This is a genomic window from Fontibacillus phaseoli (genome assembly GCF_003337355.1).
In the GTDB taxonomy this organism is placed as follows: Bacteria; Bacillota; Bacilli; order Paenibacillales; family Paenibacillaceae; genus Fontibacillus; species Fontibacillus phaseoli.
The window spans coordinates 187,963-206,117 of sequence record NZ_QPJW01000006.1 but is presented as its reverse complement, the minus strand read 5'-3'; the positions used below and the strand labels follow the sequence as shown (position 1 = coordinate 206,117).

Genomic DNA, 18,155 nt, shown 5'->3' with positions numbered 1-18,155 from the left:
CACATTTTCAAGCTACTAATGATGTAATTTTGCAGCATTTTGCTGAACCTATAGCTGAATTATCGAATGGGATGCATGAGTTCATTATCCAATGCGAGCGTTTTTTCGGCAATCAAACCAATCATTCTTCTGCAATACAAGGCAACCCGTTCCACGTAACAGTGGTCCGGATAGATTAAAAACCCTGCGCAATTTGGCGCAGGGTTCATTTGGATTTGTTTTACTTCGAAACAGTAATCAATTTCAGCCCCGGCTTGAAAGGAGCATCGCCGCGGGTGGCTAGTTCCCATAAATGAATTTCTTTGGCCGTAGTGGTGACGAAAACACGGTCGTTGAACGAGTTATTTTCCAGTTTGAAGTAATCGGTTACGGCTTTCGTCTTCATCGTCTGGTTATCGAATTGCTCCACCCAGTGCCTGCCGCTGTCGGAATTGAAGGCAAATAGATACTGATGATCGAGCAGAACAGTTGCCTTTGTAACGAGAGAAATGGGCTGGCCTTTAGCAGTAGAAACGGCCTTGGCGGTGGATGTATTAAACTTTCTCACAAATCCCGAACCTACATCTTGGTCAACATGATAAAGCATGTTGTTCTGGGCATCCCAATAGGCAACCGGATTTTCTCTTGATGATTCCTCACTTTCCGCTCGCGGAATACGATGGAACAATGCAAAGGTCGCATCGGTGAAGGATACGGCTTTGGCTCGGGTGGAAGTTAGAAAAATGGTATACGTCGTTTCCTTGTATTCGTGCAGCTTCACTTCTTCATAATCTCTGTGGAATAGTATCCCCGGACCCTCGGAGGTTTGCAGCGGTCTGATTTGTCCGGCTTTTAAATTGTTCTTGATGTTCGTGACCGGAAGGGTAAAAATCGTCTTGTTGACGGCCATATCTCCTTTCGAGTCCAGAGAAACCTGGTGAATGTAATACTTCAAATTCTTCTTATCTATGTACGTTAAATAAATGACATTGCCCAAATTGACCATTTCATTCAGCTTCCACTCCGCATTGTTAATCAGCGGTGCTTCGCCGGATGTTTCAAATACCTTTTTATTGCGAACAATCCACTTGCCGTCCTTGGCAATGGAAACATAATATTTGGGCTTCGTCTGCCGGTCTTTAATCCAACTAAAATACACGTAACCATTGCTCTCGCTCAGCTTGACATCGGAAACGGCGGCATAAAGGCCGAAAGTCGACTGGTCTTCAATGAAACTTTCCCCTCCGAAATAAACAGCTTCCTTCGTTCCAAGCGTAGGCTCCTTCTGTTGGGGACCCGCATAAGCGGCGGTCGAGACCAGCAAAGAACAAACGATTGTAAAGCATAAAACCCAAAGCGATTTCCTTGATGACATTAATGCTCTCTCCTTCGTTTCATTTTATTGGGGTACTTAACCTATTTATCGACCCGAAAACCCAAAAAGCTTATCCCGAGTCGGGATAAACTTTTCATTTTCACACTATGGTGCTAAGCTTGCACTTCTGCCTTCTTAACCGCTTTTATCGCATCCACTTTCGCCGCAATATAGTCTGCAACTTTCTCCTTCGGAATCTCGAGTGCAGCGGAAAGCTCGCCAAACAGCAAATCCTCGGCGCGCTTCATTACGGATTCATCCAACGAGCCGATCTTCTTATTTTGTTCCCCAAGTTCCTGTTTCTTGGCATAGATAGACATCGTAAGCTCAATCAAATCTTCGCAAAGGTGCGAATTCAAAGATTTTTTATAGTGATCCGAAAGCTGCCGCATCTCGCGGCTATAGAAAGCATCAACATGAGTGCATACTCCCGTATCTCCGTAATGTATTAAATCACCAATCCGATACATCTATCGTTACCTCCTCGCCTTATATTAAAGGCAAAATTTCTATGAAATTGGTAAATGTAATCGGTAAATAAATCCACAACCCTTGTTCCTGATTAAATGCTGACATCTATCTCTATCATTACATCAGGAATTTGTCCGTTAAACAAAACAAACCCTTGTCCTATCAGCAATTGCCGATAGAACAAGGGTTTACTATGACTCCTCAGTTATTTCCGCTGGTGGTGATTTCGGCATAAGCCCCATGCGCCGCTGGGACATCCCCCCAACCCGGACCCCACGTCCCACTCAGCGGTTCTCTGCTGAACAGGCGATTGGCGATTTTAATGCGTTCCGCTCTCGATAGGTATTGATCACCTCTAAACCTGCCATCCTCACAACCCTCGATGTAACCGGCAAGATGTGCGGCTTTAACCGTCCGCCTACCCGGCAGAGACCGATGGACTCTATCGGGTATAGCGCTGGTTTGATAGTAGTCTTGCACCCTGCCTTCAAAGACCAATTGAAAATTTGCGGAATGAGGCAGCTCGCTTGGTTCTAGCAGAGAAGGGTCTTTGTCATAATAAAGGACCTTCCCTTTCCTCAGGACAGAGGCGACAAACTCAGAACAAAAGAACGCATGCTTTCTCTGGATCGGCTTCTGAACCATCACGCCGAATAATCCTATGAAATTATAGCGGTAACGTTCCTTTCGCATGGCGAATTCCTGAATATACCGATACATCTTTTGATATTCATCAGGGGTTACGTTTAAAGAATAGACGGCACATTCCGCTTGCCTAAACAGGGCAGAGTGAATATCCTCCCCGACGAATCCTCCGATAAAGGGGTTGTTTGCCGTTTTTCGCCCAAAGCTGTAGACCTCGTTCAATTCGGCATCAAAGGCAATGGAAGCATGATTATACGGTTGTCCGGTATAGGACTTAATCACCCGGTTTAACATCGTTCCCGTATCGGTTAAAAGGAGATATATCTTTGGTTCTCCGGTCAACATCCTCATCTCGTCTTACATCCTTTCGTACGCTACGGGCTTTGCTATTCCCCGCTTTGGTATTCCAAAATATCTCCGGGCTGACATGCCAAAGCCTGACAAATCGCTTCCAAAGTTGAAAAGCGGATCGCCTTGGCCTTGCCGTTTTTCAAGACGGACAGGTTCGCCATGGTGATTCCGACTCTCTCCGAAAGCTCCGTTACGCTCATTTTCCGCTTAGCCAGCATCACGTCGACATTGATTATGATCGCCATTGTTTTCACCTCAGACCGTTAAATCATTTTCTGATTTTATATCGATGGCATTCTTTAACAGCTTTTGAAGCACCGCCGCAAAGACCGCTATCACAAACGAGGCAAAAATAATGACCAGGCCGATGACGATGAGCCCCGGAGCGTCGTCCTTCTCGGCCATTAGATAGAGAAATGGCTCGCTTGCCGCAAACAGGATACTGATGGCAATCGCACAGTTTTTAATATTTTTTAAAGTTCCGACGGCCAATCCAGAGAAAGCCTGATTCTTGTCAATATAGCTTAATAGTTTATATGCCTGATATAAGGCAAAGAAAAACGGAATTACCGAGACGTAGATCACGATAAATACCGGATACACCCAATAGGGAGAAAAATAGTCTGCCGCTTCATTGACGATTCTTGGCAATCCCAATATGCACAAGGCAAGGACCGGGAGTCCGACCAGAACAACAACGGCCTTTAAAAAGAGTGTTTCTCGCTTCAAAAAAAGCACCTCGCTTGAGTTATCAATAATTTGATTATACACAGAATTTATTGTTAATCAATAAATAATTGTTACTTATCATTATATTGTTATCGATAAATCAGCGAGTCATGGATTAACCTTTGATTATTTCATAGTTCCTAACATAAAAGGGCATCGAATCGTCGTTGCCGACGAATTCGATGCCCTCATACCGGGTGTTTCAGTCTGTGGCCAGAGGCTTGCTTTCTATCTCGGTCACGTCTATCTGATCTTCCGAATCCAACTCCATATTCTCATTCTCCATATAATAGTCCTTCAACTCATCTTGAACCGTACCCTCGGCTAACGGCACATGGTGACGGTATGCCGACCGGCAGATCATATGCGCAGCCACCGGAGCCGTCAGGAATACAAAGAAGATTCCCAAAATGAGGCGGATGCTGAAATAACCGTCGGAGATTAAAAAGTACAGCAAGGTGCCAAGTAGCGCGCATAGCACGCCGAGCGTAGAACTTTTAGATGCAGCATGAGATCTTGTGTATACATCCGGCAATCGGACATTCCCTATCGCGCTGATCAAACTGAAGACCGCCCCGATCAAGATTAGTGCAGCCCCAATGACTTCACCGCTTCCGCTCAATGACAACACCCCTCTCCAGGAATTTGGCAAAGGCGGTCGTTCCTATAAACGATAAGATTCCGATAAGCAGGATCAGGTCAAAGAAAGCATGCGTGTGCAAAAAGACGGAGAATACCGCGATACTGGCGATGATATTGATGCCGACCGAATCCAGGGCCTGCACGCGATCCGCACTGGACGGCCCTTTCACCACCCGATACAGGTTGGCCATAATCGCCAACACCAACAAGCATAAAGCAATAATCATGAGCGTATCGAATATCATTTTCTTGTCACATCCTTTATTGCTTTTTCAAATATTGTCTTCGACTTGATGACGGCCTCTCTGGAGTCCGGCATGTTCAGGCCGTGAATGTACATCACCTTCGAATCAGGGGATATTTCCATGACGACCGAGCCTGGCGTTAAGCAAATCAACAAAGATAGCAGCGTGATCTCCAGATCCCCCTCCAGATCGGTCTCCACCTTGAAGATCCCCGGCTTCACATCCAATTTGGGCTGAAGCACATGCTTCATGACCATGATGGAAGAAGTAAACAATTCGTGAATGAAAATAATAAACAGCTTGCCAACTGCGGCCAGAGTAAACAAATAATACGGCTTTTTGAAAAAACGGCGCATGAAGAATAAAATAATCAAGCCGACAAAATAGCCGCTGATGAAGTTTAATACATTCGTCTCATCCTGAAGAAACATCCATAAATACGCAATGAATATATTGAGCAAAACCTGAATGGGCATAGCTTTCTCCCCCTTTAGTCAAACACAGCTTGAATATAGAGACTCGGGTTCAACAACTCTTCGGTAGCTTGGGCAACATAGCCCGCAATGCCTTCCGCTCCGATCCCTAAAGCGAGACTGGCGACAGTGAGCAGAACAATGGGAAGCAGCAAGCCTTTCGTCGACCCCAGCTCTTCCTCTTCGCTCAGAATCATTTCACCCCAGAAGGCATTCATAAAGAGCTTCATCATGGAGTATAGGATGAACAAGCTGGCTACAAGACCGATGGCTCCAAGCCAAAAGGTTCCCCCCTCAAATGTGCCCCGGGTAATGAAGACTTTGCCGAGAAAGCCGCTAAGCGGCGGGATGCCCACCATAGACAAGGCGGCGATGAAGAACATCCAGCCTAACCCGGGGTGTCGCCTGATCAAACCGCTAATCTCTTTCAAGTTGCTTGTTCCAGTCAAATGAATCACCGTGCCACCGATCAAGAAGATCATTGCCTTGATAATCATGTCGTGAAGCAAATAATAAATGGAGCCCGTGATACCCGCAGGGGTTAGGGAGACCAGCCCCGCCATAATAAATCCGACGCTGATGACGACATTGTAGGTTAAGATCTTTTTCAGATCCCAATAGCCTATCGCGCCAAGCCCGCCTAATAACATCGTGAGCGCAGCTAATATCCCTATGAACAGATGCGTAATCTGCGGTTCATGATAAAAGATCAAGGTAAACATACGGAAGATGGCATAGATCCCTACCTTGGTCAGCAGCGCGGCAAAGATAGCGGCGATCGCCGTCGGGGGTACACTGTAGGAGCCCGGAAGCCAGAAAAATAGCAGCAGTCCCGCCTTTAGCGCGAAGACAATCAAGAATAGAAAGGCAACGGTAGTGATGAGTCCGTCCTGGCCCACTTCGGCAATCTTGAGAGACAAGTCGGCAAGGTTCAAGGTGCCCGTGATCGAGTATAAATAAGCAACCCCCATCAGAAAGAAGGCCGATGAAATAATATTCGTGAAGATGTATTTCAAAGACTCCCGAAGCTGTCTCTTTTCGCCGCCAAAGGTGATCAGTACGTAAGAAGCAACCAAAAACAGTTCAAAAAAGACATATAGATTAAATAAGTCCCCCGTTAAGAACGAGCCGTTGACCCCTGTCACCAGAAACAGAAACAAAGGATAGAAATAAAGCTTCTGCTGCTTCCTGCCCATCATTGGAAAAGCATAGATCAGACAGCATACGGCAACAATGGACGTAGCCAACAGCAGCAATGCACTGAACATGTCTCCAACAAAGCTGATGCCATACGGCGCTTCCCAACCGCCTAGCTGCAGGGTCTGAATCCCGTGATGGTGGATCTGATGGATTAATTGAACGGAAACGGCGGCCGTAGCGAGCAAGGCAATCAAGCTAAGCACCCGCTGAAGCCGGATATGGGTATGAAAAATAATGAGCACCATGCCAATTAATAACGGAAGGACGACCGGGGCGATTAATAAATTATTCATGCTCCTCCCCCCTTAGATGTTCCAAATCATCTGTCCCGAAGCCCTGATAGGCTCGATAGCACAGAACCAATACCAACGCCGTTACGGCAAAATTGATGACGATGGCCGTCAGCACCAAGGCTTGAGGAATGGCATCCGTGAAGTTGGCATTCCGCTCCCCAAGCAGCGGAGGCCCTCCCGTCTTCAAGCCGCCGGAAGTAATGATCAACAGATTGACGGCATGGCCGATGATGGATGTCCCAAGGACAATCCGCAAGAGGTGTCTCGATAAAATCAAATAAGTGCCGATGGTGACTAAGATTCCGACAAGGATGACGATTAATGTGTCCATATTACCGGTCCTCGCTTATGCTTAAAATAATATTGACTGCAGTTCCTATAACCGCCAAGGCAACCCCTGTATCAAAGATCAGTGCGGACGCGAGCTCGGTTTCTCCGAAAATCGGCAAATTGAAATAGTCGAACGCCTGAGTCAAGAAAGGTTTGCCGAAGACAACGGCTGTCATCCCGGTCCCGACTGCAATCAACACGCCGATCGCCGCCAGCTTCTTGAAATCCATCCGAATATTTTCCCTGACCTTCTCGATGCCAAAAGAAAGATACAGAAGAACAATCGCCGCAGCCGTGCTCAGCCCTCCAATGAATCCGCCCCCGGGATGATGATGGCCGTTCATGAACAAGTAGATCGAAAAGGTTAAGATGATCACAACGGCGACTCGGGTTACGCTTTGCAAGATCACATCATTCTGCTTCATGCTCTTTCCCCCTTTTGGAACGCTGCCGAATCAATACGTAAACACCTAGTCCGGCAATCGTTAATACGGATATCTCCAGCATGGTATCGAAGCCGCGGAAATCCACCAATATCGCATTAACTATATTTTTGGCACCGGCCAGCTTGTATGAATTCTCAAAAAACGAGGTGATAGGCTCAAATAATTTGTGGCCGTTCGCGGATAATCCCAGAACGGTTACCGTCAGTCCAACCGCGATCGAGACGACCAAATTGGTCCATTTGAACGAAATACGCTCGATAGTTCTCTTCAGCTTAGGCAAATGGTAGAAGCACAGCAGGAACAGCACCGTGGTCACCGTCTCTACAACCATCTGCGTCAACGCCAGATCCGGAGCCCGGAAGATTACGAAGAACATGGAGACCATATACCCTAACGCACCAAGGGCAACGATAGCCACGATCCGATTGGCGGCCAATAGCACCGTTAATGCGGAGATGACCATACAAATCACTAGTCCGGCATCGAAAATATTAATCATCGCATTATCGGAGAAATCGAACCGAATCCCATGGAACCATAAAAGCGAACCCAACAATAATAGGACGAAAAATACGAAAATGTATAACAAATAGTGTCTCAGCGAGCCCGTCATATACCGGTTGGTCAACGAAGCCGACCATCGCTCGGCGCTCAATAAGCCTTCATTGAAAAAGTGATTCAGCGTCCATCCCTGCGGGAATTTGCGGGCCGTCGGGAGCCACCGTTTCTTGGCCATATAGAGCAGACCTCCGAGGAGGATCACGCCGAGCGTCATCAGCAGTTCATAGTTTATGCCGTGCCAGGCACTGATTTTCAGATCATAGGAAGAGACGGTCATCATCGGAAGAACCGCGGTTAATGCCGGCGCAAGGATATATTTGCCCAGTACATTCGGGAAGAAGAAGACCAGCACGACAAGCAGGCCAAGCACCATCGGAGCAATGAGCATGCCGATCGGTGCCTCATGCACCTTGCGGTTCAGCCGCTCAGGATGATACTTTCCTCCGAAGGTTTTCAACACGAAAATCATGCAGTACACAAAGGTAAAGATACTGGCTACCCAGGCAATGACCGGGAACAACGCACCGATGCTATTCAGGCCGAAAATGCCGGCTTTGGATACGTCGAGTACGGCCGCAAAGAACATTTCCTTACTCAGGAACCCGTTAAACGGCGGTAAGCCTGCCATGGACAAGCCTCCGACCAGCGCAATCGTAAACGTGATCGGCATGACATGCATCAAGCCGCCCAAATAGCGGATATCCCGCCGGCCCGTCTCATGGTCGATAATGCCGACCACCATAAACAGGCTTCCTTTAAAGGTGGAATGATTAAATAAATGGAAGAGGGCCGCAAATGTAGCTACAGTAAACACAGTCCCGCTCTCGCCGGGCCCGAAATACACGGCTAATGAACCGATCCCGAGCAGACTCATGATCAATCCTAATTGGCTAATGGTCGAGTAGGCCAGCAGCGGTTTTAAATCCGTCTGCCGCAAGGCCGTCAATGAACCATAAAGCAGCGTTATAATCCCGACGCCGGATACAATCCAGAACCAGACCGGGCTGCCGCCGAAGATAGGGGTCATTCTTGCTACCAAATAAATGCCGGCTTTGACCATAGTGGCCGAATGGAGATAACTACTTACAGGGGTAGGCGCCTCCATCGCATCCGGAAGCCAAATGCTGAACGGAAATTGTGCGGACTTCGTAAAGGCCCCTAACAGAATGCATAACATGGCAGGAATAAACAGCGAATGCCCCTGGATGACGTCCATATTGGCGATCAATTCCCGAATACTGTACGTATCCGCCATCATGATCAGCATAATGAAACCCGCCAGCATGCCGAAACCGCCAAATACCGTAATCAGCATGGATTTCATGGCGCCTTGTCTGGAGCTCTTCCGCTCATACCAATAGGAAATTAACAAGAAGGAAGATACGCTCGTCAGCTCCCAGAACCCGTAAAAGGCCAATAAGTGATCGGAGAATACCAATCCCAGCATGGCTCCCATGAACATCAGCAGGTAAATATAGAAGTTATGAAGGGCCTCCCGTACTTTGGACATATAAAAAATAGAATAGAGAATGACCAAGGCCCCTACGCCGGAAATCAGCAGACCGAACAGCAGGCCGAGACCATCTACATAGGATGTGATATGAATGCCAAGCGACGGAATCCAGGAGAACGTATATTCAAACGTCTCTCCGGAGGCAACAGCGGGTATAAATGTCAGCAAATAGATCAGGATAGATAATGGAACAACCAGCACGAACCAGCCCGTATGTACTTGGCGATTCAAATATTTGTACAACAAAGGTACAATACATGCAAAGATAAACGGCAAAAAAATAAAGAGATATAATGTAATCAACCGCACTCCTCCTCACTAACAAATCAAATCCTCTTAAATACCGTTTGACTCTTGAGGTGACTTCCACTATAGTCTTACATAGTTTGAAAAAGCTCCATTATTAACCTTGAGGTGAATTAATAAAAATGGATAATCTGTTCAATGAGAGCATCCTTGTCTGCGTTTATTATGGGCCGAACGGAGAAAGATTACTCAAGCGCGGCTGTAAAATCGCCAATATGCTCCAGGCTCCGCTCTATGTATTGACCATTGATCCGAAGCCGTTCGATGAATTGGATGCCGAGAAAACATTTTATATCGAGAAATGGAAAGAGTTCGCTCACTCCCACCCAACGGCGCAATTCATTATGAAGGATAATGAACATCGTCCCGTATCCAAAGTCATTGCCGAAGTAGCTAGAGAACACCAAATTACTCAGATCATTTTAGGCCAGACCGCGCATAGCCGGTGGGAACAAATTACGAAGGGGTCGATTATTAATTCCTTGGTGCGTGACATCCCCTTTGTCGACTTGCACATTGTTTCCGTCGCCCGTTATATCCGGGACGAAGAAGGACTGTATGAAAAGGGCATTCGCGCCTATTTAATTCAGGACGGAGATCAATATCAGCTTAGTTTTAACCATAATAAAGATACTCTATATGAAGGTATTTTCTTCAAAGAAGCCGATACCGACTTTGATAATGGTATCTTTCGCTTTATGAAAGATGCAGAAACGCTGCAGGTTCTGGTTATAGATGGGGTTGTTACGGAATTGAAGAATGTAGATATTCAAACAACAATGAACCTGAACGACGCAGATAATTAAAATTAGAGGTCTATTCCGTACCTGTTATCCAATGCTCTCTACATCATTTATGTGGGGAGTTTCTTATTCTATTGGCGGATTATACGATTCGATTATAAGTTCACGTCTACTTTGATAGGCAGCCCTTCGCTTTTATTCACGCCTAAATATCTCAGCGTCTCCGCCGTAGAGTGATGATTCAGAATCGATTTGATGATGGAAATGGCAATCCCCCTATGGTACGCATGGTAACCGAACGTCTTCCTCAGCGTATGCGTCCCGATATTCTCCGATATGCCAATTTCCCTTGCGGAATGATTAATAATCCGGTAGGCCTGCTGACGGGTAATCGGGCCTCCATCCTTCTTGGATTTAAATAAATAGTCATCCGCGTTCCAATCCTTGCCGGACAAGTACTCATTCAAAATATCCCCGATCTTGCTGTTTAGATAATAGGCCTTCTCCTCTCCTGTCTTCTCGTCCTTAATAAATAAAAACTGTCTCGGGCTCTGACCGTCCCACACGTCCTGTACCGTAAGGTTCAGCATATCCAGAAGATTCAAACCCGTATTAATGCCGAGTACAAAGAGCAGCAGGTCCCTGATGGAGTGTTTTCTCAGCTCCTCTTTCATCGCTTGAATGGTCTCCATGTCTCGAATCGGATTCACATATTGCACCGATAATCCCTCCGAATGATGTTACTTAATTGAAGTTTAACATATATTAAGTAACATCACAAATGAAGATTGATTAAATTTTTGGGGTTTTGTACTGAATAAAGGGCAGGGAATGATGATACCTTCTCTTCCCAGGAGGTGAAGGCGTTCTCTTATTCTAATGCAACCTTTCCTTTATGTTCGCGCCTTGACGATATCGCTTCGTTCTATCAACAAAAAAAGAGTCCGGTTGCAACCAGACTCTCAGAAATCTACTTCGAAATATCCAAAAACCCTTCCCCGAACACATCCCGCACATCATGAATGGTAAGAAAAGCGGTTGTATCGATGGATCTGACAATCTTCTTCAGCGTGGATACCTCCTGCTTGCTGATGACGATGTAGAGAACTTCCTTCGGGTTTTTCGTATAGTAGCCATGGCCCGACAGGACCGTAACGCCGCGATCCATCCGGGTAATGACCATCTCTGCGATACTGTCCTGCTTTTCCGAGATGATCGTCACCGCCTTTCTGGGGTTCAGCCCTTCGATCATGAAATCCATCACCTTCGTGCCCACATACAAAATAATGATCGTCAGCATCAACTTCTCCGCGCCAATAATAAAATAGGAAGAAAAAGCTACAATCAGATCAAAAAACAAAAGCGCGTAGCTGATTTTCCAATCGAGATATTTATTCGCAATCCGGGCCAAGATCACCGTTCCCGCCGTCGTTCCGCCGACCCGCACGATCAGGCCGATCCCGACCCCAACCATCACACCGGCAAAAATGGCATTGACCATCGGCTCCTGCGAATCGATCCTCCAGCTTTCCGTGACATGAAGGAACAACGAGTTGAACGCTACGGCAATCACCGTATAAATCGTCGTTTGCCGATCCAGAAATCTGTATCCCACAATCAGCAGCAAGCCGTTAAGCACGATGTTGACGATGGAAGGCGACCACTGGAACACGTAGTACAGAATAATTGTGACTCCTGTAACGCCTCCTTCCCCGAACTCATTCGGAATGATAAACAGGTTGACGGCCAGCGCGAACAAGAAAGCCCCCAATATAATGAATGCGATATCCGCGAATCTCTTTTTCAATTTGAACCTATTCCTTTCTTCAGCAAAATTACAACCAATTCATCGTATCTATTTCCAACCATAAAATCAATATGACTTTGACACTTTACTTCGCTATCCAATTCACTAGGAAAAGTATCTCTATGAATACAGTATGCAGAATCACGGATATCAAACCTCTCGACATTTCGAACTCAGGCGACGCAAAACTTTATTATATTCTCGATCCGCTGTTTGAAGATTGCGGCATATCCACGCCTGGCTCGCGTTAGATAATAAACTCATGTATCGCATTTAATAACTTAGTCTCAAATTGAGAAGAATGCTGCAAAAATACATCATTATTAGCTTGAAAATGGGAGAAGCAAGCGAATTGCTGCAAAAGTGCACTATTTTTTGTTGTCATGTATGGATAATAGACAATATCGAGCGAAATGATGCACATTTGCAGGATTTTCACCTGTGGTACGATGAACCACCCTAAATTGCTGTATTATTGCATCATTTTCCTTGGATGGAATGGGACCTGGAATCCAAGATCAAGCATTATCAACGAAGCCATGTCTTATGGAATTCGGTAATGATCGCCGAATTCATAATAGGCATATTTAATCTATCGATAGGCATTGTAAACCTTAATTTGAATGAAAATGTGGGGAAGTACTCCATAGTTAACCTGGTACTCGGAGCCCTCTTACTCTTATTGGGCGTATTCTTTTGGAGAATCGGAGCGCCACTTCGTAAGAAAATTAGAAGGTTTAAGCGAGAGATGGAGATTAGGGAGTAGCGGATAGATTTGCATTCAAAAAAACGACCCGAATCGGTCGCTTCTGGATCAATTGATTTCAGAACACGCATTCCGTGGCGATTGTCGGACGCTTAAGCATTTTCCAGCCGGTCTTGGCGCTAATGAAAGAGGCAAGCTCCCGGCCCATTCGGTAATGCGTCTGATAGCCAGGATGGTACCGGCCGCCCCATCCTTCCACCTCCGGATGAATCAACCCCAGATCAACCACAAATACCTTCCCGTTTCCGTTTTGGTTGAAATGGGACACCACCTTATTCACGCTGGCAAGATAGTTGTTATTCATGGTTCCGACGCAGCAAAAGACATAGGGGTCGTTATACTTTTCCAGGATATCCCGGATGAATCCAATATAAGCCGCAATATACTCCTCCTCATCAATGGGCGTCGAATAATCGTTCTGGCCCAAATTAATGACAATTCCTTCAGGCGTATACCGGGGAAAGTCCCAAGGCGCCGTCCCTTTGCCGAGCGTCCCGGAAAAATGTTCCGGCAAGCCTTGCCTGTTCCCTATCGCATCCTGCCAAACGCCAATTCCGCAAATGGCCATCGTATGATATTCCGCGTTCAACATTCTGGCACTGATCCCGACATAGGACATGTATCCGTCGTCCAGATGCGGAGCCTCAGCAAGCTCATGCGGATGCCCGATCCCCGCTCCATCCGTGATGGAATCGCCGAAGTATTCAAGCCGGAGCGGTTTTGCCGCCGGTGGGGCAAGGAAGCTTCCGCCGTCAGGCAGAGAAAAACGGTGAAAGACAATACTTCCGGTCAGAATCCCCGTACGCTTATGGATCTCTAAAGTGTGTTCGCCATCCGTCAGCCCCTGCTCGATTACGTACTCATGAACCCCCTTCTTCAGATTGATCCAATTCCGGGCGACGCCGTCCACTACGATTTCAACGTAATCCTGGCCGTCGGAATCCTCAGCCGTCATTGAGATGGACGTACCTTGGAAGGCAATAAAAACGGCGCTGTTGACCCATCCGCATTTCGGATTCTCTTTCTCGGTGAGATCAAATCTCCCCATCAGCCTGGCATATTTGGTAAAGCTAAACTCCAAAGTAACTCCCCCTTCAACTCGGCAAAATTCTACTAACTATACAAATAAAAAAATAAAGTATACTTTATTGTTTATTAAATCACTAATTAATACTACCACCCCATGCCGGTTCAGTCAATTATAAACAAGATATTCAGCTATAATAAATACCTATATAATGTAAATCAGTTGCATGAACTTGAATTTACCGTATGAATAAAGTATACTTTTATAAAATTATTATAATACCGAAAATTAATCAGGAGACTGTAAAAGAGGAGAATTTTTGTGAACGAGCCGAAGTACGAAACGGTAAAACAAGCGCTGCTGCATCAGATTCAATCCGGCGAGCTTCGACCCGGCGATAAACTGCCGAATGAAGAAGACCTTATGAAACAATTTCAGGTAAGCGGAATAACGATTCGAAAAGCCATGACGGAACTGGCGAACGAAGGCGCAATAACCAGAATCAAAAGAAAGGGCTCTTTTGTAAATGGAGCTCAAGCAGCGAATAATTCGAGCCATTTGATCGCGTTCATTTTATCGGCCGAGGATAACTTCGACGTATCGTATATGAAGATCATCAAAGGCGCGCAACAAGTGGCGGCCGAATTCAATTACTCCTTAATCGTGGAATGGAGCAACGAAAATTTGGCCGTTGAACAAGCGTCCATTCAGAAAATGCTGGACCGGAAAGTCGACGGCTTCCTGATTTATCCGTTCGATCCGACCGAAAGCAAGGATAACTATCGACTAATCGAACAAAGCAACATCCCCTACCTGTTGGTAGACCGGTACAATGTGGATCATCCCAGCCATTTTTCCGGATGCAACAATTTCGACGGGGCGATCCTGGCTACCCGGGAGCTGATCTCCCTGAAGCACACCAAAATAAAATTCGCAAGCTATCAGTTCTTCCTTCATTCCGAGCAGGAGCGGTTCGCCGGCTATTGCAGCGCCATGCGTCAGGCAGGACTTCCGGTAACCGACGATAACTTATTGACCCGCATCGATTATGACGCACTGGCCGACAGCATTTTGAAGCGGAATATCACCGCTTTGTTTTGCTCCAATGACAAGCTTGCCATTGAAATGATCGAACAACTGACCGGCCGCGGCATCAAAATCCCGCAGGATGTTTCCATTATGGGATTCGACGATTGGGACCATGCCGGCAACCTGTCGATCGGGTTGTCCACCGTTCGGCAAGACTTCGAGGAAATCGGCAGAAATGCCGCAAATTTACTGAACCAGGTTATTCAAGACAAGACTCATGGAGGCAACACCAAAATATTGTCGGGTGTTTCTTTGGTGATCCGGGAGTCTACCTGCGAGAACCCCTACGCATAGCGTTTTTTAACTCGAATAGATCATCCAGGAAAGGAAGTCATTTTATGAAATTCGACTTTTTGAACTCGAGCCGCAGACACGGACTCTTCCATCAAGAGCAGGACGGCATCTCCTGTTTTCTTCCCGGGAGCGCGATAACCGTGCGCTTTCAAGGACGGGAAATTACCGCCGAAATCGAGGATGTCAACGGAGAGGGGAAAAGCTGGGTTAACGTCTATATCGACGATCTCCCGGTACGGGTGATGAGAATAGATCCGGATAACCGGCTGTACCAGCTTGCGGACGACCTGGAGGACGTACCTCATACCTTAACTCTGCAAAAACGTACGGAAGCGGCATTCGGCAGCATTAAATTTACCGATTTGACGGCAGAAAACGGAACCTTTCTAAGCCCGCCGGCCCCTCTCCCCCACCGGATGCTCATCATCGGCGATTCGATCACGTGCGGCTTCGGCAACGAGGCGCAGATTCCCTGCGATTGCGACGCTTCGCGCGAAAATATCGCGCTTGCTTACAGCTCGCTGACCGGTCAGCTATTGAATGCCGAAACTTTGATCGTCGGCGCGTCCGGTACGGGCTGCTATCAGAATTTCGGCGGTGCCAAGGAAGGCCGCATGTCGGATTATTTTATCGAAACCATCTGTCCTGATCTCGATCAGGAAGCCATGGATCCATTTGATCCTGAAATCATTGTTGTTAACCTCGGGACCAACGATTGGTCCGCGCCGATCGAGCCTGCGGATTACATTGAACAATATCGCAAATTGGTAGGTTTCATTCGCGGCAGATATCACTCCGCCCAATTGTTCTGCGCAATCGGTCCGATGACCCTCGGCCCGAGTCCCTATTTGAAGGCTCTTGTAGAGAGTCTCAACGAAGAAGGCGACGCCAACATTCATTTCGTGGAATTCCCGCTTATCCAACGGCCGGAAGACGGCATGGGAGGCTGCGGACACCCCTCCGTCAAGAAGCATCGGCAAATGGCCGAACACTTGGCCGCGACGATCACTCAGGTTTGTTCCCTGTCCGACCCCGTTTCCCGGTAGTCTTGTCGTTAGGAGGGAATATAACAACCCACAAAAAAGGACCGCTCCTATAAAGCGGTCCTTTTTGCGGGTCGTTGTTCCGATGAACAGTAACCCCTATTTTGCCAGGAAGGCGTCGACCTGGTTCTGCAGCTCGGTCTGGATTTTCCCCAGCACCGCTTCGCCTTCCCCTTTGAACTTGGCGAAGTATTCGTCCGGATCAAGCGCGCCGTTAAATATTCCGCTGTAATATTTGGCTTGAATGGTCGCAAACTGGGCCACTTCGTTCTTCACCGGAGTCGGATCGAAGGTGAAGCCGGTCATGACGTCCTTCGTGAAGTTGTCGGCTTCCGTAATGAATTGACTGAACTTTTGAGTCTCTTCGTCTGTACCGATCCACTCCCGTTCTAACGTAGGATTGAGCATGAGCTGGAACGAGACGATGCCGCCATCGTTGTTCAGTGTCTCGTATTGATGCTCGCCGGCCTGTTTCCAGTTTACGCCTTCAATCCCGTGCTCCAGCAGGTCATAATTCTCCTGACGGTTCGCCCAATCGAGGAACATCATCGCGCGGTCTTTATGTTTGCTCGTCTTTACAATGCAGATGAAATTATCCATTTTGAAATTGGACAGGTTCTTACCGGGGGTTAGATCAAACAAACGAACGGCCTCCAGCTCACCTTCGGGCACCACCTGCTTCAACTGGTCGTTGTACGATTGGGGAATGCCAAAGACCATTTGGGGCGTGGCTGCGACTTTGTTCTGGAGCTGCATTTCCGCCGGATTGCTTTTATTCGTCAAGACGTCCTGCGACATCACTTTATCGACGAACAGCTTGCGGACATCCTGAATATTGGACCAGATCTTCGGTTCCTGGGTTTCAAAGAAATTGTAGACCTTCCCATCGTTGCCCTTGTAATACAGCATCAAGCTGGCTCCCGCAAAATTCGTCGGGCGAATGTTAACGCTGGTATCGTCCCGGATCAGCCAGTTGACCCAGCTGTAGGTGACGTCGTCTGCACCCGCCAGGAGCGGCGTGATCCCGGAGTTACTGTCCCGAACGGCGTAGAGATAAGCTTTCAGATCCTCATACGTCTTTACGGGCTGCAGGTTCAATTGCTCCCTCAAATCCTTACGGATGAAGACGGATCTCTGCTGGGTATAGGCGCTTCCCAACGGAACGCCATAGATGCTGCCGTTGATTTTGTTCGCGTCCCACATTTGTTGCGGTCTCGTCTTTTTCACATTGGGCCCGTATTGGTCCAGAAGTCCGCTTAATTCTTCGTAATAGCCCTGGGAAGACATCGTATCCAAATGCAGCCACGGGGCATCGAACATCAAATCTACGCTCTCTCCCGAAGCCAGCATGACGTTAGTCTTCTGATTTAGATCGGCAAAGTCAACGAACGTAAATTTAACCTGCGTATTGATCTCGGCTTTTAGCCTCTTGTTGACTTCCGCCAGCACCTCGTCATAGTTAGCCCCCTTCGCCCCCGGAACTACAACTTCCAAAGTGACCGGCTCAAGGGATGAAGACCCGGTTCCCCCGGAATCTTGTGGCGCGGAAGCATTCCCGCCGTTGCCGGCACACCCGGATAACGCGATGACTAGTCCGAGCAACGCCGGCACCAAGAACTTGCGTTTTGATTTGGCCATGTACATTTACTCCCTTCAAATAATCATCTTATAGTTCAAGTTCAAAAAGTCAGGTTTTCAGGACCAAGCGTATGCTTCCGAAGTGCGTTTTTACAAAACGCTTTAGGTCGGATGAAGCTAGGGACTGAGTAGCGGAGCGTACGTTGTGGGTACGTGAGCAACGGAAGGCCCGGCTGAATTCAAAATTCG

The 18,155-nt window shown here is 47.2% G+C and carries 19 protein-coding genes; 3 read left to right on the top strand and 16 right to left on the bottom strand.

Annotated features, from left to right (window positions below):
• Window positions 1-220 precede the first annotated feature (220 nt).
• The 12 genes from DFP94_RS16245 to DFP94_RS16190 form a co-directional block, all read right to left on the bottom strand.
• Window positions 221-1,354: a hypothetical protein gene (locus tag DFP94_RS16245; protein WP_114497510.1), complete on the bottom strand. Its 1,134-nt coding sequence runs from the start codon at window positions 1,352-1,354 to the stop codon at window positions 221-223.
• 113 nt (window positions 1,355-1,467) lie between these two features.
• The gene (locus DFP94_RS16240) at window positions 1,468-1,824 is read right to left on the bottom strand and encodes a hypothetical protein (protein WP_114497509.1); all 357 of its coding nucleotides are present in this window, start codon (window positions 1,822-1,824) and stop codon (window positions 1,468-1,470) included.
• Between the two features lie 202 nt (window positions 1,825-2,026).
• Entirely contained in the window at window positions 2,027-2,821 is a 795-nt protein-coding gene (locus tag DFP94_RS25560; RefSeq protein ID WP_181873177.1) for a hypothetical protein, read from the bottom strand.
• A gap of 35 nt (window positions 2,822-2,856) precedes the next feature.
• Window positions 2,857-3,066 (bottom strand): helix-turn-helix domain-containing protein, encoded by a 210-nt coding sequence (locus DFP94_RS16230; RefSeq protein ID WP_114497508.1) that lies wholly within the window; start codon window positions 3,064-3,066, stop codon window positions 2,857-2,859.
• A 10-nt stretch (window positions 3,067-3,076) separates the two neighbouring features.
• On the bottom strand, window positions 3,077-3,550 hold the full coding sequence (locus DFP94_RS16225) for a DUF2975 domain-containing protein (protein WP_114497507.1): 474 nt from the start codon (window positions 3,548-3,550) through the stop codon (window positions 3,077-3,079).
• Between the two features lie 202 nt (window positions 3,551-3,752).
• Window positions 3,753-4,181 (bottom strand): monovalent cation/H(+) antiporter subunit G, encoded by a 429-nt coding sequence (gene mnhG / locus DFP94_RS16220; RefSeq protein ID WP_425459262.1) that lies wholly within the window; start codon window positions 4,179-4,181, stop codon window positions 3,753-3,755.
• Window positions 4,156-4,437: a Na(+)/H(+) antiporter subunit F1 gene (locus tag DFP94_RS16215; RefSeq protein WP_114497505.1), complete on the bottom strand. Its 282-nt coding sequence runs from the start codon at window positions 4,435-4,437 to the stop codon at window positions 4,156-4,158. The genes mnhG and DFP94_RS16215 overlap by 26 nt, the downstream gene beginning before the upstream one ends.
• A complete protein-coding gene (locus DFP94_RS16210) occupies window positions 4,434-4,913 on the bottom strand; it encodes a Na+/H+ antiporter subunit E (RefSeq protein WP_114497504.1) in 480 nt (159 codons plus the stop codon). Before DFP94_RS16210 ends, DFP94_RS16215 begins: the two co-directional genes overlap by 4 nt.
• 14 nt (window positions 4,914-4,927) lie before the next feature.
• Window positions 4,928-6,403, bottom strand: a complete 1,476-nt coding sequence (locus DFP94_RS16205; protein ID WP_114497503.1) for a Na+/H+ antiporter subunit D — start codon at window positions 6,401-6,403, stop codon at window positions 4,928-4,930.
• On the bottom strand, window positions 6,396-6,734 hold the full coding sequence (locus tag DFP94_RS16200; RefSeq protein WP_114497502.1) for a Na(+)/H(+) antiporter subunit C: 339 nt from the start codon (window positions 6,732-6,734) through the stop codon (window positions 6,396-6,398). Before DFP94_RS16200 ends, DFP94_RS16205 begins: the two co-directional genes overlap by 8 nt.
• Before the next feature lies 1 nt (window position 6,735).
• Window positions 6,736-7,158: a Na(+)/H(+) antiporter subunit B gene (locus DFP94_RS16195; protein WP_114497501.1), complete on the bottom strand. Its 423-nt coding sequence runs from the start codon at window positions 7,156-7,158 to the stop codon at window positions 6,736-6,738.
• Window positions 7,145-9,556 (bottom strand): Na+/H+ antiporter subunit A, encoded by a 2,412-nt coding sequence (locus DFP94_RS16190; protein ID WP_114497500.1) that lies wholly within the window; start codon window positions 9,554-9,556, stop codon window positions 7,145-7,147. The genes DFP94_RS16195 and DFP94_RS16190 overlap by 14 nt, the downstream gene beginning before the upstream one ends.
• A 125-nt stretch (window positions 9,557-9,681) precedes the next feature.
• Between DFP94_RS16190 and DFP94_RS16185 the strand changes: the two genes are divergently transcribed.
• Window positions 9,682-10,365, top strand: coding sequence for a universal stress protein (locus DFP94_RS16185; RefSeq protein WP_114497499.1), 684 nt, complete (start codon window positions 9,682-9,684; stop codon window positions 10,363-10,365).
• Between the two features lie 92 nt (window positions 10,366-10,457).
• On the opposite strand, the gene DFP94_RS16180 is transcribed toward DFP94_RS16185, so the two are convergent.
• The 3 genes from DFP94_RS16180 to DFP94_RS16165 form a co-directional block, all read right to left on the bottom strand.
• Complete coding sequence (locus DFP94_RS16180; RefSeq protein ID WP_114497498.1) at window positions 10,458-11,021, bottom strand: tyrosine-type recombinase/integrase; 564 nt, start codon at window positions 11,019-11,021, stop codon at window positions 10,458-10,460.
• Window positions 11,022-11,272: 251 nt separating this feature from the next.
• Window positions 11,273-12,109 (bottom strand): YitT family protein, encoded by an 837-nt coding sequence (locus DFP94_RS16175; protein WP_114497497.1) that lies wholly within the window; start codon window positions 12,107-12,109, stop codon window positions 11,273-11,275.
• 824 nt (window positions 12,110-12,933) lie between these two features.
• A complete protein-coding gene (locus DFP94_RS16165; RefSeq protein WP_245954879.1) occupies window positions 12,934-13,956 on the bottom strand; it encodes an SGNH/GDSL hydrolase family protein in 1,023 nt (340 codons plus the stop codon).
• Between the two features lie 267 nt (window positions 13,957-14,223).
• Between DFP94_RS16165 and DFP94_RS16160 the strand changes: the two genes are divergently transcribed.
• The gene (locus DFP94_RS16160; protein WP_114497495.1) at window positions 14,224-15,285 is read left to right on the top strand and encodes a GntR family transcriptional regulator; all 1,062 of its coding nucleotides are present in this window, start codon (window positions 14,224-14,226) and stop codon (window positions 15,283-15,285) included.
• A gap of 44 nt (window positions 15,286-15,329) precedes the next feature.
• Complete coding sequence (locus tag DFP94_RS16155; protein ID WP_114497494.1) at window positions 15,330-16,331, top strand: SGNH/GDSL hydrolase family protein; 1,002 nt, start codon at window positions 15,330-15,332, stop codon at window positions 16,329-16,331.
• A gap of 96 nt (window positions 16,332-16,427) precedes the next feature.
• On the opposite strand, the gene DFP94_RS16150 is transcribed toward DFP94_RS16155, so the two are convergent.
• Entirely contained in the window at window positions 16,428-17,966 is a 1,539-nt protein-coding gene (locus tag DFP94_RS16150) for an extracellular solute-binding protein (protein WP_114497493.1), read from the bottom strand.
• Window positions 17,967-18,155: the final 189 nt, after the last annotated feature.

What these genes read in the sequence shown, in the direction of transcription:
- DFP94_RS16245 (WP_114497510.1), bottom strand. Translation starts at nt 1,354, where the DNA reads ATGTCATCAAGGAAATCGCTTTGGGTTTTATGCTTTACAATCGTTTGT.
- DFP94_RS16240 (WP_114497509.1), bottom strand. Translation starts at nt 1,824, where the DNA reads ATGTATCGGATTGGTGATTTAATACATTACGGAGATACGGGAGTATGC.
- DFP94_RS25560 (WP_181873177.1), bottom strand. Translation starts at nt 2,821, where the DNA reads ATGAGGATGTTGACCGGAGAACCAAAGATATATCTCCTTTTAACCGAT.
- DFP94_RS16230 (WP_114497508.1), bottom strand. Translation starts at nt 3,066, where the DNA reads ATGGCGATCATAATCAATGTCGACGTGATGCTGGCTAAGCGGAAAATG.
- DFP94_RS16215 (WP_114497505.1), bottom strand. Translation starts at nt 4,437, where the DNA reads ATGATATTCGATACGCTCATGATTATTGCTTTATGCTTGTTGGTGTTG.
- DFP94_RS16210 (WP_114497504.1), bottom strand. Translation starts at nt 4,913, where the DNA reads ATGCCCATTCAGGTTTTGCTCAATATATTCATTGCGTATTTATGGATG.
- DFP94_RS16205 (WP_114497503.1), bottom strand. Translation starts at nt 6,403, where the DNA reads ATGAATAATTTATTAATCGCCCCGGTCGTCCTTCCGTTATTAATTGGC.
- DFP94_RS16200 (WP_114497502.1), bottom strand. Translation starts at nt 6,734, where the DNA reads ATGGACACATTAATCGTCATCCTTGTCGGAATCTTAGTCACCATCGGC.
- DFP94_RS16195 (WP_114497501.1), bottom strand. Translation starts at nt 7,158, where the DNA reads ATGAAGCAGAATGATGTGATCTTGCAAAGCGTAACCCGAGTCGCCGTT.
- DFP94_RS16185 (WP_114497499.1), top strand. Translation starts at nt 9,682, where the DNA reads ATGGATAATCTGTTCAATGAGAGCATCCTTGTCTGCGTTTATTATGGG.
- DFP94_RS16155 (WP_114497494.1), top strand. Translation starts at nt 15,330, where the DNA reads ATGAAATTCGACTTTTTGAACTCGAGCCGCAGACACGGACTCTTCCAT.
- DFP94_RS16150 (WP_114497493.1), bottom strand. Translation starts at nt 17,966, where the DNA reads ATGGCCAAATCAAAACGCAAGTTCTTGGTGCCGGCGTTGCTCGGACTA.